18 protein-coding genes and 1 tRNA gene are annotated in these 23,162 nt (G+C 72.7%); 10 read left to right on the top strand and 9 right to left on the bottom strand.

Annotated features, from left to right (window positions below):
* Window positions 1-76 precede the first annotated feature (76 nt).
* A complete protein-coding gene (locus ACZDWJ_RS12520; protein WP_463521294.1) occupies window positions 77-373 on the bottom strand; it encodes an excalibur calcium-binding domain-containing protein in 297 nt (98 codons plus the stop codon).
* A gap of 149 nt (window positions 374-522) precedes the next feature.
* Here ACZDWJ_RS12520 and ACZDWJ_RS12525 point away from each other — a divergent pair, with 149 nt between their 5' ends.
* A complete protein-coding gene (locus tag ACZDWJ_RS12525) occupies window positions 523-1,077 on the top strand; it encodes a hypothetical protein (RefSeq protein ID WP_463521295.1) in 555 nt (184 codons plus the stop codon).
* Window positions 1,078-1,082: 5 nt separating this feature from the next.
* Here the strand turns inward: ACZDWJ_RS12525 and ACZDWJ_RS12530 are convergent.
* Both ACZDWJ_RS12530 and ACZDWJ_RS12535 read right to left on the bottom strand, forming a co-directional pair.
* Window positions 1,083-1,158, bottom strand: a tRNA-Gly gene (locus ACZDWJ_RS12530).
* Between the two features lie 26 nt (window positions 1,159-1,184).
* Window positions 1,185-1,961 carry an SGNH/GDSL hydrolase family protein gene (locus ACZDWJ_RS12535; RefSeq protein ID WP_463521296.1) on the bottom strand — a complete coding sequence of 259 codons (777 nt, stop codon included), beginning with the start codon at window positions 1,959-1,961 and terminating at the stop codon, window positions 1,185-1,187.
* Between the two features lie 68 nt (window positions 1,962-2,029).
* On the opposite strand from ACZDWJ_RS12535, the gene dcd reads away from it, so the two are divergent.
* From dcd to ACZDWJ_RS12560, 5 genes are all read left to right on the top strand, one after another.
* Window positions 2,030-2,605: a dCTP deaminase gene (gene dcd / locus ACZDWJ_RS12540; protein WP_463521297.1), complete on the top strand. Its 576-nt coding sequence runs from the start codon at window positions 2,030-2,032 to the stop codon at window positions 2,603-2,605.
* Window positions 2,606-2,681: 76 nt separating this feature from the next.
* Entirely contained in the window at window positions 2,682-3,638 is a 957-nt protein-coding gene (locus tag ACZDWJ_RS12545; protein WP_463521298.1) for a siderophore-interacting protein, read from the top strand.
* Between the two features lie 121 nt (window positions 3,639-3,759).
* Window positions 3,760-5,493 carry a sodium:solute symporter family protein gene (locus ACZDWJ_RS12550; RefSeq protein ID WP_463521322.1) on the top strand — a complete coding sequence of 578 codons (1,734 nt, stop codon included), beginning with the start codon at window positions 3,760-3,762 and terminating at the stop codon, window positions 5,491-5,493.
* 27 nt (window positions 5,494-5,520) lie between these two features.
* On the top strand, window positions 5,521-5,760 hold the full coding sequence (locus ACZDWJ_RS12555) for a hypothetical protein (protein ID WP_463521299.1): 240 nt from the start codon (window positions 5,521-5,523) through the stop codon (window positions 5,758-5,760).
* Between the two features lie 283 nt (window positions 5,761-6,043).
* Window positions 6,044-6,778 carry an aquaporin gene (locus ACZDWJ_RS12560; RefSeq protein WP_463521300.1) on the top strand — a complete coding sequence of 245 codons (735 nt, stop codon included), beginning with the start codon at window positions 6,044-6,046 and terminating at the stop codon, window positions 6,776-6,778.
* A gap of 63 nt (window positions 6,779-6,841) precedes the next feature.
* On the opposite strand, the gene ACZDWJ_RS12565 is transcribed toward ACZDWJ_RS12560, so the two are convergent.
* The 6 genes from ACZDWJ_RS12565 to ACZDWJ_RS12590 all read right to left on the bottom strand — a co-directional run bounded on the left by ACZDWJ_RS12565 (window position 6,842) and on the right by ACZDWJ_RS12590 (window position 17,997).
* On the bottom strand, window positions 6,842-8,833 hold the full coding sequence (locus ACZDWJ_RS12565) for a CocE/NonD family hydrolase (protein WP_463521301.1): 1,992 nt from the start codon (window positions 8,831-8,833) through the stop codon (window positions 6,842-6,844).
* Window positions 8,834-8,974: 141 nt separating this feature from the next.
* On the bottom strand, window positions 8,975-12,277 hold the full coding sequence (locus ACZDWJ_RS12570) for a (Fe-S)-binding protein (RefSeq protein ID WP_463521302.1): 3,303 nt from the start codon (window positions 12,275-12,277) through the stop codon (window positions 8,975-8,977).
* Window positions 12,278-12,460: 183 nt separating this feature from the next.
* Window positions 12,461-14,980 (bottom strand): hypothetical protein, encoded by a 2,520-nt coding sequence (locus tag ACZDWJ_RS12575; protein ID WP_463521303.1) that lies wholly within the window; start codon window positions 14,978-14,980, stop codon window positions 12,461-12,463.
* A 108-nt stretch (window positions 14,981-15,088) separates the two neighbouring features.
* Window positions 15,089-15,943 (bottom strand): NAD-dependent epimerase/dehydratase family protein, encoded by an 855-nt coding sequence (locus ACZDWJ_RS12580; RefSeq protein ID WP_463521304.1) that lies wholly within the window; start codon window positions 15,941-15,943, stop codon window positions 15,089-15,091.
* 41 nt (window positions 15,944-15,984) lie between these two features.
* Complete coding sequence (locus tag ACZDWJ_RS12585; protein ID WP_463521305.1) at window positions 15,985-16,773, bottom strand: IclR family transcriptional regulator; 789 nt, start codon at window positions 16,771-16,773, stop codon at window positions 15,985-15,987.
* Window positions 16,774-16,785: 12 nt separating this feature from the next.
* Window positions 16,786-17,997, bottom strand: a complete 1,212-nt coding sequence (locus ACZDWJ_RS12590; protein ID WP_463521306.1) for an MFS transporter — start codon at window positions 17,995-17,997, stop codon at window positions 16,786-16,788.
* A 260-nt stretch (window positions 17,998-18,257) separates the two neighbouring features.
* Here ACZDWJ_RS12590 and hutH point away from each other — a divergent pair, with 260 nt between their 5' ends.
* The 4 genes from hutH to ACZDWJ_RS12610 all read left to right on the top strand — a co-directional run bounded on the left by hutH (window position 18,258) and on the right by ACZDWJ_RS12610 (window position 23,162).
* Window positions 18,258-19,877: a histidine ammonia-lyase gene (gene hutH / locus ACZDWJ_RS12595; RefSeq protein WP_463521307.1), complete on the top strand. Its 1,620-nt coding sequence runs from the start codon at window positions 18,258-18,260 to the stop codon at window positions 19,875-19,877.
* Window positions 19,874-21,532 carry a urocanate hydratase gene (hutU, locus tag ACZDWJ_RS12600; RefSeq protein WP_463521308.1) on the top strand — a complete coding sequence of 553 codons (1,659 nt, stop codon included), beginning with the start codon at window positions 19,874-19,876 and terminating at the stop codon, window positions 21,530-21,532. Before hutH ends, hutU begins: the two co-directional genes overlap by 4 nt.
* 146 nt (window positions 21,533-21,678) lie before the next feature.
* Window positions 21,679-22,281: a hypothetical protein gene (locus ACZDWJ_RS12605; protein ID WP_463521309.1), complete on the top strand. Its 603-nt coding sequence runs from the start codon at window positions 21,679-21,681 to the stop codon at window positions 22,279-22,281.
* Window positions 22,282-22,424: 143 nt separating this feature from the next.
* Entirely contained in the window at window positions 22,425-23,162 is a 738-nt protein-coding gene (locus ACZDWJ_RS12610) for a hypothetical protein (protein WP_463521310.1), read from the top strand.

Raw genomic sequence — 23,162 nt, forward strand, 5'->3', positions numbered from 1 at the left:
TGAGGTGCGACGGGTGACGGTGGTCTCGTGCGCTGGCCTCAGGCGCTCGTCTCAGGGCCGGTGGCCACGGCCGGGATCAGCGACGCTCGCAGGCGATGCCGTCCTTGTCGGCGTCGAGGCGCTTGTTGTTGCTCATGGCCGCGTTGTAGGCCTTCGTCGAGCGGGTGAACGTCGTCACCGGGGTGCCGCTGGTGCGATCGCGCGCGCCCGCCTTGCCGACTCCGTGCTGGTACTTCGAGTGCAGGGCGTCGCAGTTCTTGTAGATGCCCGTGGCGCCGGCGTGGGCCGGTGCGGCGACGGCGAGCGAGCCGCCGACGGCGAGCGCGGCCGAGGCGCAGACGGCCGCGGCGAGGCTGGAGATCGAGGTGGTCATGGGGGTCCTTCGTCCGAGGGGCCTCGGATGCCGGGATCGACCCGAGGACGCCCGACGCTAGTCCGGCGCCGGCGGCCTGTCCGGCGAACGGCGAGGTGCGTCCCGCGGTATCGGCCCCGCGCCGATCTCGGATGCGCGAGGATGCGGCGGTGATCGGTTCTCGGCGATGCGCCCTGCCACTGGTGCTCCTGGCCGCCCTCGGGCTGGGTCCCGCCCTCGCCGGCTGCGATGCGACGACCGACGGTCCCCGCGCGCGGCCCGTGCCGGGTCTCGGGCTCGAGCAGCGCACCAAGGACTTCCAGGAGTGGACCCGTGCCGTCGACCCGCTGCGGTCCTCCGTCGCCCGCATCGTGAAGGGGATCGCCGCGCTCGCGGAGCGCTCGCCGACCCTGCAGGAGTTCGTCGACGCGGCCAATGCCGGCTCCACCCGGATCGTCGACGTGCTCGTCGACCTCGCGGCTGTCGACGTGCCGCCGGGGCCCCTGGAGGACCTCCACGAGCGACTCATCGCTCAGGTGCGCGCCGCCCAGGTCGGCGAGTCGAAGCTCGCCGCCGCCGTGAGCAGCGGGAGCGAGGACTTCCTGGATGAGGTCGCCGAGGAGTCCGCGGACGCGCGTCGCCGCGGCAGCCGGCTGACGCGCGACGTCGAGGAGTACGCGCGCTCGCTCGGGCTGACGCCCGTGGGGGAGCGCAGGACGGTCTGAGGACGTGGAGCGGACGACGAGACTCGAACTCGCGACATCGACCTTGGGAAGGTCGCGCTCTACCAACTGAGCTACGTCCGCATGCCGGGGCTCCGGCGGGTTGGATGCTACCCCACGGGGCCCGGGTGGATGAGCGTGGGATGACGCGGGTCGAGACCGTCGCCGGAGGAGCGTCCGGTGAGGCGGCGCTGCACCCACGGCAGCGCCTCGCCGCGCAGCCAGGCCAGGTTCTCGACGGCCTGCTCGCGCCGGCTCGGGGTCGCGACGTCGACCAGGGGCAGGGGCTCGAGGTCGTGGGCGACGCCGAGGACGTCGAGCACCTCGATGGCCATCCGCTGATGCCCGGCGGGGCCCATGTGCATGCGGTCGGCGTCCCAGTAGCGCCAGTCGCGGTACTCCCGCAGGCGCCAGAAGTCGACGACGTCGGCGCCGTGGCGGGCCGCGGTCTCGCGCACCAGCTCGGCGTAGAGGGCGAAGCGCCCGCGCAGCAGGCGGTAGGTGGCCGAGCCGCCCGGGTCGAAGGGCGTCCACACGAGCACGCGCGCGCCGGTGGCACGCAGGCGGGCGACGGCGCCGTCGAGCTGCTCGCCGAGGCCGTCGACGTCGACGCGCGGGCGCAGGATGTCGTTGGCCCCGGCGTAGATGGTGACGAGGTCCGGCTGCAGGGCCAGGGCCGGCTCGAGCTGCTCGGCGAGGATCGGGCCGAGCTTGCGGCCGCGGATGGCGAGGTTGGCGTAGCCGAGCTCGGGACTGGTGGCTGCCAGGGCCTCGGCGACGCGGTCGGCCCAGCCGCGCACGCCGTTGGGACGGGCGGCGTCGGGGTCGCCGACGCCCTCGGTGAAGGAGTCGCCGAGGGCGACGAAGCGACGGTACGGGTGAGTCACGGCGTCGAGCCTAGGTCGCCGTCCGGGCGTCCCCGGCACCGGCGTCGCGTACGCACTAGGCTCGCGGGGTGCTGCTCTCAGACACCGACATCGTGGCCGAGATCGACGCCGGACGCATCGGGCTCGACCCGTGGGATCCCGCGATGCTCCAGCCGTCGTCGATCGACGTGCGCCTCGACCGGTTCTTCCGGGTGTTCGACAACCACAAGTACCCCTCGATCGACCCCGCGGCCGACCAGTCGGACCTCACGCGCGAGGTCGAGCCGGAGGGCGACGAGCCGTTCATCCTGCACCCCGGCGAGTTCGTGCTCGGCTCCACCTACGAGACCGTGACGCTGCCCGACGACATCGCCGCGCGCGTCGAGGGCAAGTCGTCGCTGGGCCGCCTGGGGCTGCTCACCCACGCCACGGCCGGCTTCGTCGACCCCGGCTTCTCCGGCCACGTCACGCTCGAGCTGGCCAACGTCGCGACCCTGCCGATCAAGCTCTACCCGGGCATGAAGATCGGGCAGTTCTGCTTCTTCCGGCTCACCTCGCCCTCGCAGCACCCCTACGGCTCGGAGAAGTACGGCTCGCGCTACCAGGGCCAGCGCGGCCCGACGCCGTCGCGCTCCTACCTGAGCTTCCACCGCACCTCGATCTGAGCCGGATGCGGCCTCGGGGGTCATCGAGTAAGGTCTGCCTAAGTTAGGCAACCCTCACTCGCAACGGAGACCCCCCATGACCGTCGCCGCGCCCAGCCGACCGATCCTGCTCGAGGAGGTCGCGGTCGCCTCCGTCGCGCGGCTCTCGCGCTCCTTCGTCCGCCTCGAGCTGGCCGGTCCCGGGCTCGCCGAGCTCGGCGTCGACGGCCCGTTCCTCGATCAGCGCATCAAGCTGCTGCTGCCCGCGGGGGAGGCCCCCCGGCGTCCGGTCACCGACCTCGGCCCCGACTGGTACGCCGAGTGGCGCGCCTGGCCCGAGGGCGAGCGCGGCCACCTGCGCACGTACACGATCCGCGAGGTGCGGGGCACGGGCGTCGACACCCGGCTCGTGGTCGACGTCGTCGTCCACGAGCACACCGCGCAGACGCCGCAGGGCCCCGGCTGCCGGTGGGCGCTCACCGCCCGGCCCGGCGACGTCGTCGGGCTGATCGCGCCGCGTCGTGGGCACCCCTTCGGCGGCATCGAGTTCCTCCCGCCCGGCGGGCTCGGCGGCGCACCCGTGCTGCTGGTCGGCGACGAGACCGCCCTGCCGGCCATCGCCGCCGTGCTCGCCGACCTCCCCGACGACGCTCGCGGCCACGCGGTGGTCGAGGTGCCGCACCGCGACGACGTCCAGGTGCTCGCCGCGCCCTCCGGCGTCGAGGTGCTCTGGCTGGCCCGGGAGGGCGGCGCGCGCGGGGCGGCCCTGCAGTCGGCGGTGCTGGCGCTCCTCGGGCTGGACGGCGAGGCCGTCGAGGTCGCGCCCGAGGAGGTCGACCCCGACCTCTGGGAGACCCCCGGCTACTCCTCCTCCGGCGAGGCGACGGCGTTGCCGGCCGAGGACCCGACGGCGGACCAGCCCTACGTCTGGATCGCGGGGGAGTCGCGCGTCGTCACCGGCCTGCGGCGCACGCTGGTGCGCGAGCACGGCCTGCCGCGCACCCACGTGGCGTTCATGGGCTACTGGCGCGAGGGCGTGGCCGTGCGGGGGTGACCCCGTGCCCCCTCGGGTGAGGCCTGGTCCAGACAGGCGGGGCTAGCGTCTCGGAGGTTTGAGCCCTGCGGCCGCTCTCGGGTCGGCCCGACCGAGAAGGAGCCCCATGGTCCCCGCACCGTTGGCGAGCAGCACGCTCATCGACGCCCACGCGATCGACTACGTGATCGTCGCGATGTACTTCGCCGTCGTCCTCGGCATCGGCGTCGTCGCCCGGCGCCAGGTGTCGGACTCCGTCGACTTCTTCCTCAGCGGCCGGTCGCTGCCGGCCTGGGTGACCGGTCTGGCCTTCGTCTCGGCCAACCTCGGCGCGGTCGAGATCATGGGCATGTCGGCCAACGGCGCCCAGTTCGGCCTGCCCGCCGTGCACTACTTCTGGATCGGCGCGATCCCCGCGATGCTGTTCCTCGGCGTCGTGATGATGCCGTTCTACTACGGCTCGAAGGTCCGCTCGGTGCCGGAGTTCATGCGGCGCCGCTTCGGCACCGGCGCCCACCTGGTCAACGCGCTGTCCTTCGCGATCGCCCAGCTGCTGATCGCGGGCGTCAACCTCTACCTGCTGGGCAGCATCGTCCACGCCCTGCTGGGCTGGCCGCTGTGGGTCGCGCTCATCGTCGCGGCCGTCATCGTGCTCTCCTACATCACCCTCGGCGGCCTCTCCGCGGCCATCTACAACGAGGTGCTGCAGTTCTTCGTCATCGTCGCGGCGCTGCTGCCGCTGACGCTGCTGGGCCTGCACCGCGTCGGCGGCTGGGACGGACTGAAGGACAAGATCGCCGAGGGCATCGACCCCAAGACCGGCGACGTCGCGGCCACCGTCGACCAGCAGCTCAACTCCTGGCCCGGCAACGCCCTCACCGGCTTCTCCTCCGACTTCCTCTCCGTCGTCGGCATCGTGCTCGGTCTGGGCTTCGTGCTCTCCTTCGGCTACTGGACGACGAACTTCGTCGAGGTCCAGCGCGCGATGGCCACCGACTCCATCTCCTCGGCCCGCAAGACGCCCATCATCGGCGCCTTCCCGAAGATCTTCGTCCCGTTCATCACGATCCTGCCGGGCATGATCGCGGCGGTCTACGTCACCGAGATCGCCCAGCTCAAGGCTGGGGAGTCGGTCGCCGGCGGAGCGTCGGGCGACGGCGTCACCTACAACGACGCGCTCATCTACCTGATGCGCGACCTGCTGCCCAACGGCCTGCTGGGCCTGGCGATCACCGGTCTGCTGGCGGCCTTCATGGCCGGCATGGCGGCCAACATCTCCGCCTTCAACACCGTGCTCAGCTACGACCTGTGGCAGCAGTACGTCGTCAAGGACCGCGCGGACGACTACTACCTGCGGGTGGGTCGGCTGGCCACCGTCGCGGCCACCGTCGTGGCGATCTTCACCGCCACGCTGGCCTCGAACTTCAGCAACATCATGACCTACCTGCAGACGCTGTTCGGGTTCTTCAACGCACCGCTGTTCGCCACCTTCATCCTCGGCATGTTCTGGAAGCGGATGACGGCCACGGCGGGCTGGGTGGGCCTCTCCGCCGGCACGATCGCGGCCGTCGTGGTGGCCTTCCTGTCCAAGGACGCCTTCGGCTCGCTGAGCGTCGGCGTCATCCCGGTGGGCGGCCAGGGCGCGTCGTTCGTCGCGGCCGGTGCGGCGTTCGTCGTCGACATCGTGCTCAGCGTCGTCGTCTCGCTGGTGACCAAGCCCAAGCCCGCCGAGGAGCTCCGCGGCCTGGTCTACTCCGAGACCCGACGCGAGGACCTCGTCGACCCCCACGAGGCGTCCTACCCGTGGTACCGCCGGACGCTGCCGCTCGCCGGCATCGCGCTGGCCCTCGTCGTCGTCCTCAACGTCGCGTTCTGACGCGCCCTGCAGCGAAAGGTGAATCCGATGGCCAACCAGCGCACCGCCGGCCTCTTCGACATCCGCACGATCATCGGCGGACTCCTGGGCGCCTACGGCGTCCTGCTCACGCTCATGGGCCTCTTCGGCGACACCGAGGAGGCCAAGACCGGCGGCGTCAACGCCAACCTGTGGGCCGGGCTCGGCCTGCTCGTCGTCGGGGTCGTGTTCCTCACCTGGGCGCGCCTGCGTCCGGTGCGGGTGCCGGCCTCGCCCGACGCCGACTGACCGCCCATCGTCGACGCCCCGTCGGAGCCTCCTCGCGAGGCTCCGGCGGGGCGTTCGTCGTACTGGCGGTGCGGGGGTCTCGACAGGCTCGACCACCGTCGTCAGGGCGCTCGACCACCGTCGGTGAGCCCAGGCTGGCCTTGCGTTGGCGAGCCTGTCCTGCGTGATGTGCTCCACATCACATTCCCCTCCCTTCGGCGCCGATCGAGCGCTCGGGCGGGCGCAGCATGGAGAGCGGTCGGCAGGCCTTCGGGGGCCTGCCCGAGAGCTCAAGGAGTGCTCCATGGCAACCACCACCAGCTCCACCCCGATCACCCGCCCGCAGGTGCGTTCGACCGAGGTCAGCGCTCTCGCGGCCGAGGCGCTCGGCACCTTCGTGCTCGTGCTCGGCGGCGTCGGCGCCGCCGTCCTGGCAGGCGACACCATCGGCGTCGTCGGCGTCGCCCTCGTCTTCGGACTCGTCGTCACGGCGATGGGCTCCGCGCTCGGTCACCTCTCCGGTGGCCACTTCAACCCCGCGGTGACGCTCGGCATGGCCGTCGCGGGCCGCCTCCCGGCCATCAAGGTCGCCCCCTACATGCTCGCTCAGCTGGTCGGCGGTGCCGCCGGCGCGGGCGTCCTCTACGAGATCGCCTCGGGACGGCCCGGCGGTGCCACGCAGGGCGGCTTCGCGACCAACGGCTACGGCTCCCAGTCGCCGGGCGGCTTCAGCATGACCTCGGCGCTGCTCACCGAGCTCGTCCTCACCGGCGTCTTCGTGCTCGTGATCGCCCTGGTCACCGCCAGCGACCACCCCACGGCCCTGACGCCGCTGGTGATCGGCCTGACGCTGACCTCCCTCATCCTCGTGGCGGCACCCGTCACGAACGCCTCGCTCAACCCGGTGCGCTCCCTGGCGCCCGCCTTCTTCGTGCCCGACGCGATGGGCGAGCAGTGGGTCTTCGTGCTCGCGCCGCTGCTCGGCGGCGCGATCGCCGGCCTCATCGCCCGGGCCTGGCACGCGGCCACCGAGGAGTGATCTGGCGACGCTGACGACGAGGGGCCCCGGGACGTGAGTCCCGGGGCCCCTCGTCGTGGTGCGTCAGCGCAGCGTCGGGATCACCAGCTCCGAGGGCGTCGTGCCGCCCGCGTGCACGCTGATGATCGTCAGCTGCGAGAGCAGGTCGGTGAGCGGCGCCAGCAGGTGCGGGGTGTCGAAGGCCTGCACCGCCAGCCGCAGCCGGTGGCCCGGCGCGATCTGCGCCGCGGTCGGGAACACCTCGACGTCGACGGGCGCGATCTGACCCGCGCCCAGCTTCGCCTTCGACGCCTTCGTGAACGGGTGGAAGGGCTGGATCAGCCGGCCGTCGAGGTAGCGCGAGCGGGACCGGTCGAGGGCCCGGAAGGCGATCGTCTGCCAGCCGCCGGTGAGCCGGGAGACGGTGCCGTCGGGGGCGACGTCCTCGACGGCCACCGAGAGCAGGCCGTCGCCGCTGGTGCTGGAGACGTAGAGCCGGGCGTTGATCGGTCCCTGGATCGACACCGGCTTCGTCAGGGGTGCGGTCTCGAAGGTGACGCCGGCCAGGTCGTTGAGCCGGTTGTCCTTCAGGCACGGGTTCGGCAGCGGGATCTGGTTCGGGATGCCGGCCGTCCACTGGTTCGTGGACCGGCTGCACAGGCCCGCCAGCGGGATCGGCAGCACGGAGGAGCGCCCGGGCCTCGCGGCCGACGCCGACGTCGTCAGCCCGCCGGCCTTGAGCGCGGTCGTGGAGGAGCCCGAGAGCAGCAGCCGCGTCGCGCGCTGGCGGGAGTCGACCCAGCGCCGGCCCTCGCGCCACACGCCGCTGCCCTGCTCGTAGTAGGTGAGCGGCGCGATGTCGGAGTCGAGCGTGGCGTCGGCCCGCCCGAGGACGTAGTGGTCGAACCAGCGCAGCTGCAGCTCCTGCAGGGTGCCGTGGCCGGCCTGGTCGAGGCCTGCGCCCGAGGAGCCCTGCAGGTGGTCCCAGGGTCCGATGATCATCTTCACCGGCACGCCCTGGCGCTGCAGCCGCTCGAAGAGCAGCGGGGTTCCGCGCTGGAAGAGGTCGTACTCGCCGCTGATGAGGAAGGTCGGCACCTGCACCTTGTCGACCACGTTGATCGGGCTGCGCTCGGCGTAGAACGCGCCGTCGTAGGCGGGCTCGCCGCTGAGCAGCGCCTGCGGGATGAGCGGAGCGGTGAAGGTGAGCGCGCCGAGCAGGTGGTCGAAGAAGGCCTTGAAGCCCGAGGTCGGGTCGGTGGCCGTGACGGCCGGCGGCACGATGCCGGCGCCGGTGACCAGGCCGAGCCACAGCGGCATGAACGCGACGTCGACCTGCCCGCCGGTGGCGACGATGTCGCGGTAGACGTCGGCGCCCGGCACCTGCGGGAAGATCGCCTTGAGGCCCGGCGGACGCCCGGCGGCGGCGAAGATCTGGCTGATGCCCATGTAGGAGGGGCCGGTCATCGCGGTGCGGCCGTCGCTCCAGGACTGCTCGTGGGCCCAGGTCATGACCTCGGCGGCGTCGCGGTTCTCCCGGGCGCTGAACGCACCCCACGAGCCCTCGCTGCTGCCGGTGCCGCGGGCATCGACGGTGAGCTGGGCGTAGCCGCGCTTGACGAGGTAGCTGCCGTCGCCGCCGCCCAGGGGCACGCTGCCCAGGACGGTCTTGTTGTAGGCGGTGATCGTGACGACCACCGGAAACCGGCCGGCCACCGCGGTGCCGTCGGCCCGGGCCGGCAGCAGCAGGTCGCCGCGCAGGATCGTGCCGTCCGACATCGGGATGGCCAGGTCGCGGCGCAGCACGGTCTTCGGGTACGTCTCGGGGCGCGGGCGCCAGGAGTCGGTGCGGGCGCTCGGGGCGGTCGAGGCGGAGCCGCTCGCGGACGGGGACGCGGCCGGGGACGGCGTCGTGCTGGCCCGTCCGGGGGTCAGGGCCGTGGCCACCGAGCCGAGCAGCGAGCCGACGGGATCGCCTCCGGTGTCGGCCCGGGCGGGCGCGACGGCGCTCAGGCCGAGGGCGGAGGGGACGAGGACGGCGGCCGCGAGGGCGGACAGCCGGGGGAGCACGCGCACGATGGGACCTCCTGTTGACACGTGTTCAACGACCCTAGGTGACCGCGGTCACGGGCGACAGGGAGGTCCGGGATGCGGCGAGGGCCGCCGTCCGGGACGACGGCCCTCGCGCGGGCGATCCGCGAGCGGATCAGGGTGGGGTCACAGGTCGAACAGCGACCCGCCCTGGTTGACGTCGACGTCGGTGCGCGGGGTGTGCGCGGCACCGCTCGAGGTCGGCGGGGCCGGCTTCTCGGCCGGCTTCTCGGCCGGCTTCTCCTCGACGGTCTCCTCGGTGCTCTCCTCGGCCGGAGCCTCCTCGGCGGCGGGCTCGTCGGGAGCAGGCTCCGCGGCGGGCTCCGCCTCGACGACCGGCTCCTCGACCGGCTCCGCGACGGGCGCCGACTCGGCCTTCGGGGCTGCCGGAGCAGCGGCCGGGGCGGCGATGTCGAAGAGCGAGCCGCCGGCGTTGAGGTCGGCGGCCGGGGCCTGCGGAGCCTTCTCCTCCGCCGGGGCCGCAGCGGCCTCGGCAGCGGGGGCGGCCGCCGGAGCAGCCGGGGCGGCCGGCTCCGGAGCGGCGACGTCGAAGAGCGATCCGCCGGCGTTGAGGTCGGCCACCGGGGCCGGCTCCTCCGCGGGCTTCTCGGCAGCCTTCTCGACCACCGGCTCGGCGGGCTTCTCCGCAGCCGGCTCCGCGGCGGGAGCCGCCGGCGTCGTCTCGGCCGGGGCCTCGACGTCGAAGAGCGAGCCGCCGCCGAGGTCGGCCTTCGGTGCCGGGGCGGCCGGCTTCTCCTCGGCGGGAGCCGGGGTGTCGAAGAGCGAGCCGCCCGATGCGGGCGCCGCGGGCTTCTCCGCAGGCTCCGCTGCCGGGGTGTCGAACAGCGAACCGCCGGAGGAGGGCTTCTCTGCGGGCTTCTCGGCCGGGGCGTCGTCGAAGAGCGAGCCGCCGGAGGCGGGCTTCTCCGCCGGGGCGTCGTCGAAGAGCGACGAGCCACCACCGGAGGCGGGAGCGGCCTTGGCCTCGGCCGGGGCGTCGCCGAAGAGCGAGGAGCCGCCGGAGTCGCCCGAGCCGCCCGCAGGCTGCGCGGGGGTGGGCTCGGGCTCGGCCTCCACCTCGGGCTCGGCCACCAGGGTGGCGGTGGCACCGGCCGGAGCGGCGGCCTCGGCGGCCGGAGCGGCCTCGGCCGGGGTCGCAGCCTGCTTCGGGGCCTTGGTCGCGGTGACCGGGGCGCCCTCGCCGGGCAGCAGCTTGGTGGCCTGCTCGCCCTTCACCGAGGCCAGCAGCATCTGCGCGACGTCGAGCACCTCGACGGCCTCGGCGGCCTCGCCACGGCTCTGCTTCATCGTCAGGCCGTCGGAGATCATGACGCGGCAGAACGGGCAGCCGACGGCGATCTGGTCGGCCTTGGACTCCACGAGCTCGTCGGTGCGGTTCATGTTGATCCGCTCGCCGAGGTTCTCCTCCATCCACATGCGCGCGCCACCGGCGCCGCAGCAGAAGGACTTCTCGGCGCTGCGCTCGACCTCGACGTACTCCGCGCCCGGGAGCACCTGGAGGAGCTCGCGGGGCGGGGTGTAGACGCCGTTGTGACGGCCGATGTAGCAGGGGTCGTGGTAGGTGATGGAGCGCTTGTGGGCGCCCTGGCCCTCGGTGACCGGGGTCAGCCTCCCCTCGCGCACGAGGCGGTTCAGCAGCTGGGTGTGGTGCACGACCTCCAGCTCGATGCCGAACTCCTTGTACTCGTTGCGCAGGGTGTTGAAGCAGTGGGCGCAGGTCGAGACGACCTTCTTGACCTTGTACTCCTTGAAGGTCTCCACGTTCTGCTGCGCGAGGCCCTGGAAGAGGAACTCGTTGCCCGCGCGGCGGGCGGAGTCGCCGGTGCAGGTCTCGCCGTTGCCCAGGACGCCGAAGGAGACGCCGGCCATGTCGAGCAGCTCGGCGACGGCGCGGGTGGTCTTCTTCGCGCGGTCCTCGTAGGCGCCGGCGCAGCCGACCCAGAACAGCCAGTCGACCTCGTCGAGCGACTCGATGTCGTCACCGACGACCTTGACCTCGAACGGCAGGCCCTTGGCCCAGTCGAGGCGGTCGTTGGGCGACATGCCCCACGGGTTGCCCTTCTGCTCCATGCGCTTGAACAGGCCGTTGAGCTCGGCGGGGAAGTTCGACTCCACCAGCACCTGGTAGCGGCGCATGTCGACGATGTGGTCGACGTGCTCGATGTCGACGGGGCACTGCTGCACGCAGGCGCCGCACGAGGTGCACGACCACAGGACGTCGGGGTCGATGACGGCCGAGGCGTCCTCGGGCATGTAGAACCAGGAGTCGCCGGTGTCGCCGACCAGCGGACGCTCGCCCTCGCGGCGGACCTCCTCGGGCAGCGCGTCGCGCTGGTCCTCGGGGGTCTGCAGGTAGGGCGCCTTGGCGTACGCGGCCTCGCGCAGGCCCATCATGAGCAACTTCGGGGAGAGCGGCTTCTCGGTGTTCCAGGCGGGGCACTGCGACTGGCAGCGACCGCACTCGGTGCAGGTCGTGAAGTCGAGGATGCCCTTCCAGGAGAAGTCCTCGATGGCCCCGACGCCGAGCTTGGCGTCCTCGTCGAGGTCGTCGACGTCCTCGAGGGTGATGGCCTTGCCGGCCGAGGTGAGCGGCTTCGCGGCGCCGAGGGCGGTGCGGCCCGAGGACTCGCGCTTGAACCAGATGTTGGGCCACGCGGTGAAGCGGTGCCAGGCGATGCCCATCGTGAGGTTGGTGGAGATGACGATCAGCCAGATCATCGCCAGCAGGATCTTGAAGGTGGCGATCGCGAAGATCAGGTTCTCCAGCGAGGAGATGGAGTCGGCGCCGGTGGGGTAGCCGAAGATCTGCGCGGTGTAGGAGCTCAGCGGGAAGTGGAAGCGGGTGTACTTCTCGGCGTGCTCGCCGTGGGCCAGGCCCAGGTTGTACTCCGCGCCGCGGATGAAGAGGATCGCCGCGCCCTCGAGCAGCGCCATGGCCTCGACGAAGTAGGCCATCCACTGGCGCGAGCCGTAGAAGCGGCTCTGGCGGCCCTTCGAGCGCGGGTGGTTGAGCTGGCGGTAGACGATCAGGAAGACGATGCCGACGGTGCTCAGCAGGCCGATGAACTCGCAGACCCACTCGAAGACGAACCAGTGGCCGATGATCGGCAGCGCGAACTCGGGGTCGAAGAGCTGGAAGTAGCCGGTGAAGACCGCCGAGGACAGGATGAGGAACGCCAGGTAGACGAACCAGTGCATGACGCCGACCCAGCGCAGCTGGAACATGCGCGTGTGGCCGAAGGTCTCCTTGACCATGGTGATCGTGCGGGACACCGGGGCGTCGGTGCGGGGCGTCGAGGGCTGCCCCAGCTTGATGACGCCGACCATCCGGCGCACGGCCTGGGTCGTGAGCGCGACCGCGACCACGGTCACGGCCAACGACACGATGATGGCGAAGGTCTGCAGCATGCTGGGGTGCGCTCCTCGTCGTCGAACGACCCGTGCGCGCAGTCGCGCACGAGCAGGGTGTGAGCCTAGTGATCCGCGGGACCGGCCGGCAGGCCCGTCCGTGGGACGACGCTGATCCTACCCGCAGGTAACTTCTGCGCGGGAGGGATCACCGTCACAGGGCCCGTTCCCGGCGCTCCTGACTCAGGACGCGCTGACCGATCGCAGGCGCCCGGCGGCGTCGAAGCGTGCGGTCATCAGCACCCGCGAGGAGCTCGCGCTGCGGGCGCAGAAGCCGAAGCGATCGCCCAGACGGGTGTAGGGCTGACCCACCGCGGCCATCACCTGACGCGTCGTCATGCCCGGACGCAGCAGGCCGCGCACGGTCGTGACCGCCTTGCGGTTGCCGGGGTTGCGGCAGGAGTCGGGCGCGACGCCGTAGGCGCGCTCCCACATCTGCAGGTAGCCCTCGGCGCCGCGCTGCATGTCGGCGGTGAGGTCCGCGCCGTCGCCGTCCTCGGTGTCGGCTACGTGGGCGATGTCCTCGATCCAGTCGGGGTAGAGGCCGTACTGCGCGACGCCGTCGACGTTGACGTCGAAGACCCGCTCGCCGCTGCGCTGGCGGTCGATGCGCACGCCGCCGAGCCCGGTGAAGGGGTAGGTGACGGGGTTCTTGGCGTCCGCACCGCGCGGGTTCCCCTGCGCTCCGAGCCCGTTGATGTCGGCGCCGTAGCCGATCGAGAAGTAGTAGCGCGGGTCGGCCCAGCCGACGTGACGGCGCCACTTCTCCACGAAGCCGGTGGAGTCGCCGGCGTAGGGGGTGATGAACCCGCCCATCTGGTAGATCCGCGGGTAGGCGTCCGGCGTCGACCAGGAGTGGCTGGAGACCACGCCGTGATAGCCGGTGGACGCGACGTGGTCGAGCGCGGTGTTGCGGGCCTTGACGCTCATGTGGTCGGGGTCGAAGACCACCTTCCGCTTGATCAGCTGGTCGATGGTGTGGGTGCCGAGCGTCGTCAGACCGCGATCGTTGCAATGCGGGGCCGGCGGGTAGAAGGGCAGGGCGGGCAGGCTTGCGAGGCCGGCGACCTGCGCGACGGCCCCGAAGAGGGCGTCCTGCTGCTGGCCGAGCACCGACGGCGCGGCGTACTGGTCGTGGTCGTGGCTCTCGCCGTCGGCGGGCTCGCAGTGCCGCATGTCCCAGAAGGTGCCGGTCTCGAGGAAGTTCGCCCCGTTGACGAGCACGCCCGTGGAGCCCTCGTCGCCGGCGATGCCCGACAGCGCGTTGTCGAACTTGTTGACCAGCTCCATCTGGCGCACGCCCATGCGGTGCACCTCGGCGACCTGGCGGTCGATGTCGGCCGCCGAGCAGGCGGGGACGTCGCCCTTGAGCGGCACGTTCTTGAACGTGCAGCCGAACGGCACCGAGGTCTCGATGCCCATGATCACCGCCATCTTGCCGGCGTTGATGACGCGTCGGGCCTCGAAGGGGTCCTTCACGATGCGGTACCAGCCCTTGCCGGGCCCGCCCCACTGCGCGTCGACGTAGTCCTGGAAGGCGTACATGTCCTTGGCCTGCAGGCGCACGGAGTCCATGTCGTCGCAGGAGTTGTGCTTCAGCGGCGCGTAGAGCGTGCTGTAGATCTGGCAGAGCTGGTTGTTCTCGACCAGGAGGTTGGTGAACAGCCGCAGGCCGCCGCGCCAGGAGCGCTCCATCCACTTGTAGTACGTGCCCTCGTGGGTCAGGGATGCCGCGGCCGGCCAGTCCTTGAACGTCGGCCAGCCGACGGGGTCGTGGCTCGGCTTGCCGGAGAGCAGCGCCTCGAGGACGGCGCCGTAGCCCCGGGTGTTGCGGTGGTCGGGGCAGTCGACGAGCGCGTACGGGGCACCGAAGCGGTCCCAGGGCTTGCCGCAGTGCGCGTGACCGCCCAGGAACTCGAAGGCCATGCCGTGGGTGTGCGCGTCGACGTAGCCGCGCACCTCCTGGAACGACGTGACGCCGCCGGTGGGGTCGCCGCTGACGTCGACCTGCGACTCGGGGTAGGCCGTGCACCCGGTCGTGCGGGTGGGCAGCAGCGCGGTGGCGCCGCCGATCGTCAGGCGCTGGGCGCTGGCCTGGTTGGTGAAGGTGAGGCGTCCGCCGCCGGCCGGGCGCACGACCCAGACCGTGGCGTCCGACGGCTTCGCGACGATCGCGCCGCCAGCGCCGACGAACCGACGATCGGCGGTGTAGAGGAGGTACTGGCCCAGCGCGGTGGCCCGGAAGTAGAGCGGACGCTGCCCTGCGGCGAGGCGGTAGCAGCCCCCCGCCAGGGCGTAGCGGGTCTGCGGGTGCAGCAGGCGGGGCTCGCGGATCGGCACCGGCCGCAGCACGGGGTCGGCCATCGCCCGCTCGCGCTCGACGTAGGACCGGGCGCGGGCGCGGGTGGACGGCGTCGAGGGGTCGGCGTCGGCGGCGGCCTGCGCCGAGGCGGACGCGCGGGAGAGGGCGTTGCGGGTGCGCTCGTCCTCGTACTGGGTCGGAGGCGCCCCGGCCACCCGGTGGTGGGGCAGGCCGCGGACCTGCCGCTCGAGATCGCCGTAGCCCTGCAGGCCGCCGGCGCTCGAGGCGACGCGCGGGCCGGCGTCGTCATCGGGCAGGGCGAGGACGGTGACGACGACGGCGGCCGCCAGCACGGCCGAGCCGAGCAGGCGACGCAGGGGGGCAGGGGACGAGTGCTTCACGGGGGCCTCCGGGGGGATCCCGCAGAACCTGACACACTTTCAGGTTCCTGTCGAGCGGTTCCGCCGAAGACCCCCGCAGAGCCTCGGTGCCGTGAGCGGGGTGCGGCCTCAGCCGCGCTGGCGGTACCCGTCGGCCAGGAGCGCGGCCAGCGACGGTCGGGTGGGCTTCCAGCCGAGCTCGGCGCCGCGGCTGCCCGCCGCCTGCTGGTCGAGCAGGAGCGCCTCGGCGAACGGGGCGCCCAGGCGAGCGGACGCCTCCTCCGCCGAGCCCGCGACCACCGGTCCGAGCGCGCGGCCCAGCTGCTCGACCGTCGGGTTCGCGGAGGTGACGCCGAGGTAGGCGCCGCGGCCCTGCTCGAGCACGAGCAGGTAGAGCTCGGCGAGGTCGTCGACGTGGACGGTGGTCCAGTGCTGGGCGCCGTCGCCGGGCAGGATCCGGGCGCCGGACTCGTCGGTGGGGGCCTCGGCGAGCACGCTCGCCGGGATGCCCTGGCCGCGGCCGTAGACGATGCCGGGGCGGATGACGCTCGTGCGCAGGCCCGAGCCGAGCACCCGCTCCTCGCCGGCGATGCGCCAGGCGGTGATCGTCGGCGGGTTCGCCGGGGAGTCCTCGGTGAGCGCCTCGCCCGAGCCGTGGGTCCAGATGCCGCCGGTGTGCACGAACGGCTTGTCCGTGCCGGCGAACGCGGTGAGCGCCGCCTCGATGACGGTGTCGTTGAGGCGGGCGTCGTCGGCGTCGCCACCCGCGGCGGTGTGGACGAGGCCGTCGACCTCGCGCAGTCGGTCGGCGAGCCAGGCGGCGTCGAACAGGTCGCCCTCGAGCGCGGTGGCGCCCGCGTCGGACACCTTCTCCGCCGCGGCGGCACTGCGCACGACCGCGACGACCTCGTGGTCGGCGGCCCGCAGACGCTTCAGGACGGCATGCCCGATCAGGCCGGTTCCTCCGGTCAGCAGAATCCTCATGGCATCTAGAACGCTCGCCTCCGTGCCGGGCTTCCGCTCACCTACGAGGGTGGTCGGACGCCCGCACGCGGCGGCTGCCCGCCGAGCCGGCGGGTGAGCACGGCCGCGGTGCGGCACGCGGCCTCGGCCAGCGCCTCCACGTCGACCTCCACGCGTCCGCGCGACTCGAAGGTCAGCGCGACGCCCGCCACCGGCAGCGCGTTGTGGTCGAGCACGGCGGCCGCGACGCTGGCGAAGCCGGCGGTGACCTCGCCGTCCTCGGTGGCCCAGCCGCGGCGGCGGGTCTCGGTGAGGACGCCCCGCAGCGCGGTCGGCGTCCGCGGGCCGGTGCCGGTGCGATCGGAGAACGCCGCCGCCGAGGGGTAGAGGGCGCGGACCTGCGCGGCCGACTGGCCGGCCAGCAGCGCGCGACCGCTCGCGGTGAGATGGGCGGGCAGGCGGACGCCGACGTCGGAGACCAGCGGCGGACGCCCTGGCGCCCGCTCCTCCAGGACGTAGAGGACGTCGCGGCCGTGGAGCACCGCGAGGTGCGCCGACTGGCCGGTGCGATCGACCAGCTCGGCCAGCGGACGCCGCGCGATCCGCGCGAGCGGCTCCTGGCGCGAGTAGCCCGAGCCGACCTCGAAGGCCGCCACGCCCAGGCCGTAGCGGGCGTCCTCGGCCAGGTGCGTCACGAAGCCCTCCGCGACCATGACGCCGAGCAGGTGGTAGGCCGTCGAGCGGGGCAGCTCGCAGGCGCGCGCGATGCGCTCGAGCGGCACCGGGTCGGGCTGGCTGGCCAGGAAGCGCAGCACCCGCAGCGTGCGGGTCGCGGCGGGCACCTGGCTCATGGCGCCACCCTCTCAGGACAGGGGACGTTCCTCGCGCACCGGCACCAGCGGGATCGCGAGCACGGGGAAGAGGGCCGCCAGCGCGAAGGTTGCGGCGTACCCGACGCCGTCGACGGCCAGGCCCGCCACCGGCGGCACGACCGAGGCGGTGAGGAACTGCGCGGTGTTCTGGACGCCCAGCGCCCGGCCCGACCACCCGGCCCCGGCGCGCTCGGCGACGGCGGTGAAGGCCAGCCCGTTGTCGGCCACCGTGACCACGGTGGCGAGCACGGCCAGCGGCACCGCGACGGCGACGTCGAGCCCTGCCGCCAGGCCGAGTGCGCCCATCGTCAGCGCGGCCGCGATCGACACCCAGCGCAGCGGTCGCAGCCGGCTGGACACGACGTCGCTGAGCTGGCCTGCCACGATGCGTCCCAGCGCGCCCGCGACCTGCGCGGCGCCCACCAGCGCGCCCGCGGCGCCGGGCGACCAGCCGCGCTCCTGCACCAGCCAGACCAGCGTGAAGGTCCACACCAGGAACTGCGGCACCACCAGCAGCATCGAGACGCCGTGGATGCGCGCGAGGAAGCCGTCGGCGCGGTAGGGGTTGACGCCCTCGGAGTGGGCGCCCGCGGTGCGCGGCGGATCGATCACCGTGACCGCCACGAGCAGCGCGGCCACCGCGGCGGCCGCCGTCGGGATGATCAGCGCGGCGCGCAGGCCCATGGTCTCCGCGGTGGCCGCGATGGTCACCGCCGCGATGCCGACGCCCACCGGCTGGGCCATCTGCCGGATGCCCATCGCCAGGCCGCGCCGGTGCGGCGGGAACCAGCCCACCACCACGCGTCCGCTCGCCGAGGAGGTGCTCGCCGCCGCGGCTCCCGCCACCAGCAGCGCCGCGCCCAGCGCGACCACGCTCGCGTCGGCCACCGACAGCGCCAGCGCGCCCGCGGCCGTCGTCGCCACCAGCCCGAGGAGCAGCACCAGCCGCTCGCCGGCGCGATCGACCAGCGCGCCCCACGCCACCAGCGAGAGCATGACGCCGACCGTCGGCGCCGCCGCCACCGCGCCCGCCTCGGCCAGGCTCAGCCCGGCCCGGTCGTGCAGCGCCGGGATGAGGAACGCCGGTCCGTGGATCGTCACCGCGGCCGCCGCCTGCGCGAGCGTCGACGCCGCGAGGATCCCCCAGCGTCGCGCGTCCGAGAGCTCTCCTGGGCTCGTCTCCGGGCTGCGCGTCGTCGTCACCTGCCCCAGTAGACGCCTGTCGCCTGGCTCGGTCCTTCCTCGTCTTGCTCTGTGGTGTGTGGAATCGGGCACAGGCAGCTTCCCCGGATATCCGGGGAGACTGGACGTCGTCAGGGGAGGCTTCCCCCGACAACGTCCAGCTCTCCCTGACCTGATGCCCCGGTTGGAGCCCGTCCGAGCCCCTCGACGATCTCGGATCCGAGACGCGACCGGCCCCGCGCCCCTGGCTCGCCACCCCGTCGCGGACGTGTCATGGAGGCATGACGACCACCGCGCCCGCCACCAGCCCCGACGTCGACCCCGACGTCGACCCCGGCGCCGGACCCGAGGCCGGCACGGTCGTCGTCGGCACCGGACCCGTGAGCCCCGACGACGTCGTCCGCGTCGCCCGCCACGGCGCCGCGGTCGTCCTCTCCGAGGGGGCCCTGGCCGCCCTCGAGGCCGGACGCGCGGTGATCGACCGCCTCGCCCAGGCGCCGACGCCGGCCTACGGCGTCTCGACGGGCTTCGGAGCCCTCGCCACGCGTCACATCCCCGCCGATCTGCGCGCCACCCTGCAGCGCTCGCTCGTGCGCTCCCACGCCGCCGGCTCCGGCCCGGAGGTCGAGCGCGAGGTCGTCCGCGCGCTGATGCTGCTGCGCCTCTCGACCCTCGCCACCGGCCACACCGGCGTCCGCCCGCAGACCGCGCGGCTCCTCGCCGACCTGCTGTCCCACGGCATCACGCCGGTCGTCCACGAGTACGGCTCGCTCGGCTGCTCCGGGGACCTCGCGCCGCTCTCGCACTGCGCGCTGGCGCTGCTCGGCGAGGGCGAGGTGCGTGACGCCGACGGCGTCCTCATGTCCGCCGCGCAGGCGCTCACGGCGGCCGGGCTGACCCCCGTCGAGCTCGGTCCGAAGGAGGGCCTGGCGCTCATCAACGGCACCGACGGGATGCTCGGCATGCTCGTCCTCGCGCTGCACGACCTGCGCCGGCTCGTGCGCACCGCCGACGTCTCCGCCGCGATGTCGGTGGAGGGCCAGCTCGGCACCGACCGCGTCTTCGACGCCGCCCTGCAGGCGCTGCGGCCGCACCCCGGCCAGGCGGCGTCCGCGGCCAACCTCGTCGCGCTGCTCGCCGGCTCCGGCGTCGTCGCCTCCCACCGCGGCGAGGACTGCACGCGCGTCCAGGACGCCTACTCGCTGCGCTGCTCGCCGCAGGTGCACGGCGCCGTCCGCGACACCCTCGACCACGCCGCCGCCGTCGCCGGCCGCGAGCTCGCCTCGGCCGTCGACAACCCCGTCGTGCTCCACGACGTCGAGGGCGGACGGGTGGAGTCCAACGGCAACTTCCACGGGGCGCCGGTGGCCTACGTGCTCGACTTCCTCGCCATCGCCACCGCCGACCTCGCCAGCATCGCCGAGCGACGCACCGACCGGTTCCTCGACGTCGCCCGCAGCCACGGCCTGCCGCCGTTCCTGGCGCACGACCCCGGCGTCGACTCCGGCCTGATGATCGCCCAGTACACCCAGGCCGCGATCGTCTCCGAGCTCAAGCGCCTCGCCGTCCCCGCCTCCGTCGACTCCATCCCGTCCTCGGCGATGCAGGAGGACCACGTCTCGATGGGCTGGTCGGCCGCCCGCAAGCTCCGCCGCGCCGTCGACGGGCTGACGCGCGTCGTCGCCGTCGAGCTCGTCGCCGGCGCTCGCGCGCTCGAGCTGCGCGCACCCCTGACGCCGTCGCCGGCCACCGCGGCCGTCGTCGCGACCCTCCGCGCGGGAGGCGTCGGCGGCCCCGGCCCCGACCGTCACCTCGCCCCCGACCTCGAGGCGGCCGTCGGCCTGGTCGCCTCGGGAGCCGTCCTCGACGCCGTCCAGGCCGTGATCGGAGACCTCCAGTGACCGACGTCAACCCCCGCCTGCCCATCCGCGCTGCGCGCGGCACCGAGCTCACCGCGCGCTCGTGGCAGACCGAGGCCGCGCTGCGGATGCTCATGAACAACCTCGACCCGGAGAACGCGGAGAACCCCGCCGACCTCGTCGTCTACGGCGGCACCGGCCGCGCCGCCCGCTCGTGGGAGGCCTACGACGCCCTCGTCGCCACCCTGCGCGACCTGCGTGACGACGAGACGATGCTCGTGCAGTCCGGCAAGCCCGTCGCGGTCTTCCGCACCCACGCCTGGGCGCCGCGCGTGCTCATCGCCAACTCCAACCTGGTGGGCGACTGGGCCACCTGGGAGGAGTTCCGACGCCTGGAGGAGCTGGGCCTGACCATGTACGGCCAGATGACGGCCGGCTCCTGGATCTACATCGGCACCCAGGGCATCCTCCAGGGCACCTACGAGACCTTCGCCGCCGTCGCCGAGAAGCGCTTCGGCGGCACGCTCGCCGGCACGATCACCCTCACCGCCGGCCTCGGCGGCATGGGCGGCGCGCAGCCGCTCGCCGTGACGATGAACGACGGCGTCGCGATCTGCCTCGACGTCGACCCCGCCCGCATCGAGCGCCGCATCGAGCACCGCTACCTCGACGTCCGCGCCGACTCCCTCGAGCACGCCCTCGAGCTGGCCGTCGCCGCCCGCGACGAGCGTCGCCCGCTCTCCATCGGCGTGCTCGCCAACGCGGCCGAGGCGCTGCCGCGCCTGCTGGAGATCGACGCCCCCATCGACGTCGTCACCGACCAGACCTCCGCGCACGATCCGCTCGCCTACCTGCCCGTCGGCGTCCCGTTCGAGGAGTGGGAGGCCCGCCGTGACGCCGACCCGGCCGGCTTCACCAAGGAGGCGCAGGCCTCGATGGCCGCCCACGTGCGCGCGATGGTGGAGTTCGCCGACCGCGGTGCCGAGGTCTTCGACTACGGCAACTCCATCCGCGACGAGGCCCGCAAGGGCGGCTACGACCGCGCCTTCGACTTCCCCGGCTTCGTCCCCGCCTACATCCGCCCGCAGTTCTGCGAGGGCCGCGGCCCGTTCCGCTGGGCCGCCCTCTCCGGCGACCCCGCCGACATCGCCGCCACCGACCGCGCCATCCTCGAGCTCTTCCCCGACGACGAGCGGCTGCGTCGCTGGATCACGATGGCCGGCGAGCGCGTCGCCTTCCAGGGCCTGCCCGCCCGCATCTGCTGGCTCGGCTACGGAGAGCGTCACCGCGCCGGTCTGCGGTTCAACGAGATGGTCGCCTCCGGCGAGCTCTCCGCTCCCATCGTCATCGGCCGCGACCACCTCGACTGCGGCTCGGTGGCCTCCCCCTACCGCGAGACCGAGGCGATGGCCGACGGCTCCGACGCCATCGCCGACTGGCCGCTCCTCAACGCCCTCGTCAACACCGCCTCCGGCGCCACCTGGGTCTCGCTGCACCACGGCGGCGGCGTCGGCATCGGCCGCTCGATCCACGCCGGCCAGGTGATCGTCGCGGACGGCACCGCCCTCGCCGCGGAGAAGATCGAGCGCGTGCTCACCAACGACCCCGGCATGGGCGTCGTCCGCCACGTCGACGCCGGCTACCACCGCGCGGTGGAGGTCGCCGAGGAGCGGGACGTGCGAGTGCCGCTGCGCTGAGGCGGCTGTGACGCGTCACAGGGCGCCTTCTCGACGTCGGCCCGGGTTCTCCACAGGGCGGATCTCGAGGGGTGCATGACCCGGGTGGGCGTGGGTAGCCTGCTGGGCACGCTCGAAACCGGGCTCCTCATCTCGGGAGGTTCCTCATGCGACGTCTGCGCTTCCTCGCGCCCGTCCTCGGCCTGACGCTGCTGCTGGGCGCGTGCGGCTCGGACGACTCGCCGAAGGCGGAGGCTGATCCGACGCCGTCGGGCTCGTCCGCTTCGTCTCCGTCCGGATCCCCGTCTGGGTCGCCGTCCGCCTCCGACGTCGCTGATCCTTCGGCGTCTCCGGTGCCGACGAAGGCTCCTGCCGGGGAGACGGCGGAGGAGTTCATCAAGCGGTGGTTCGCGCTTGAGGTGCAGATGGAGCGGACGGGTGACACAGCAGCGTACGCAGCGCTGAGTCGGGCATGTGACAGTTGCATGGAGACGGTGGCGTCGGTCAAGCGGATCTACGCCGCCGGCGGATATCTTCGGCCCGGAGGCGTCACGGTGGTGGGGCTTCGTGAAGTGCCAAGTTCCGAAGGAACACGTACCTATCGGGCCTCGATGAAGATCCTTCCCACCACATATCGGCGCTCGTCCTCCGCGCCTGAAAGCAAGTTCACTGGTGGGTCGCCGACCTACAAGGTCTCTATCGCCGAGCCCGAGAACTCTCTGCAATGGAGGGTCTTGGAGATCACCAGACTGGTGAAGTCGGTCAAATGATGAGGCTCGCAGTTCGGTCCCTCGCAGCCCTGCTCGCCATCATCTTGTCGGTCTGCTCGCTTGCTCTGACCGCATCAGCTGACTCTGGCTCTTCCCGCTCAGATGACGATGAGGGCTCTCAGATCAATCTGAGCGGGATTAGTATGAGCGAGGAAGTCGACGACGAAAGTAGTGGAACCACGACGGTCGTCGCCCCATCATCCAAGTACTCGTATCAGACGATCATCCAGTGTCGCTTCGAAGACGGTGGGTTCTGCGTCCAGCCGATCGAGTGCTATTCGCCGCCGAATTACGTGAGGGCGACGATCTTTCGCTTGCCCCGAAACGGGGTGCCTGATGACAAGATGTTCTGGGAGGTAGCGGTTCCTCTAGCCCAGGTGTGCATTCCTCCCAATCAAGCGCGCGACCGGCGCAACCGGCCGGTGTTGACGCGTGGCATGGTGCAGCGGGCGTTCGAGCGACTGGACTGGCCGGCGTCGCGGTTGCTGACGCAGCCGCCGAACGGGGCGACGTTGGTGAACCTGCCGACGATCCTGCGGACGACGAACACGAAGGCGTCGACGCGGGTGGTCACGTTGCTGGGGCAGCGGATCACGATCGAGGCGAGGCCGACCTCGTACGTGTGGCATCACGGCGATGGGACGTCGCAGGAGACGTCGAGTCCGGGGCACGCGTACCCGGGAGCGGGGTATCGGGACGTCACGCACACCTACCTGCGGGCGTCGCGGGGGATGCGGTTGAGCGTCGACACGGTCTACACGGGTCGGTACCGGGTGGGGAACCGGCCGTGGGTCGACATCCCGCAGCCGCGGACGATCGACGGTCCGGTGACGCCGTTGACGGTGCGCACGGCGACGCCGCACCTCACCGGCGGCGACTAG

It is taken from the genome of Nocardioides sp. B129/18 (assembly GCF_055282735.1).

What these genes read in the sequence shown, in the direction of transcription:
- ACZDWJ_RS12520 (WP_463521294.1), bottom strand. Translation starts at nt 373, where the DNA reads ATGACCACCTCGATCTCCAGCCTCGCCGCGGCCGTCTGCGCCTCGGCC.
- ACZDWJ_RS12605 (WP_463521309.1), top strand. Translation starts at nt 21,679, where the DNA reads ATGCGACGTCTGCGCTTCCTCGCGCCCGTCCTCGGCCTGACGCTGCTG.
- ACZDWJ_RS12560 (WP_463521300.1), top strand. Translation starts at nt 6,044, where the DNA reads ATGGCAACCACCACCAGCTCCACCCCGATCACCCGCCCGCAGGTGCGT.
- ACZDWJ_RS12580 (WP_463521304.1), bottom strand. Translation starts at nt 15,943, where the DNA reads ATGAGGATTCTGCTGACCGGAGGAACCGGCCTGATCGGGCATGCCGTC.
- ACZDWJ_RS12585 (WP_463521305.1), bottom strand. Translation starts at nt 16,773, where the DNA reads ATGAGCCAGGTGCCCGCCGCGACCCGCACGCTGCGGGTGCTGCGCTTC.
- ACZDWJ_RS12545 (WP_463521298.1), top strand. Translation starts at nt 2,682, where the DNA reads ATGACCGTCGCCGCGCCCAGCCGACCGATCCTGCTCGAGGAGGTCGCG.
- ACZDWJ_RS12570 (WP_463521302.1), bottom strand. Translation starts at nt 12,277, where the DNA reads ATGCTGCAGACCTTCGCCATCATCGTGTCGTTGGCCGTGACCGTGGTC.
- ACZDWJ_RS12555 (WP_463521299.1), top strand. Translation starts at nt 5,521, where the DNA reads ATGGCCAACCAGCGCACCGCCGGCCTCTTCGACATCCGCACGATCATC.
- hutH (WP_463521307.1), top strand. Translation starts at nt 18,258, where the DNA reads ATGACGACCACCGCGCCCGCCACCAGCCCCGACGTCGACCCCGACGTC.
- ACZDWJ_RS12610 (WP_463521310.1), top strand. Translation starts at nt 22,425, where the DNA reads ATGAGCGAGGAAGTCGACGACGAAAGTAGTGGAACCACGACGGTCGTC.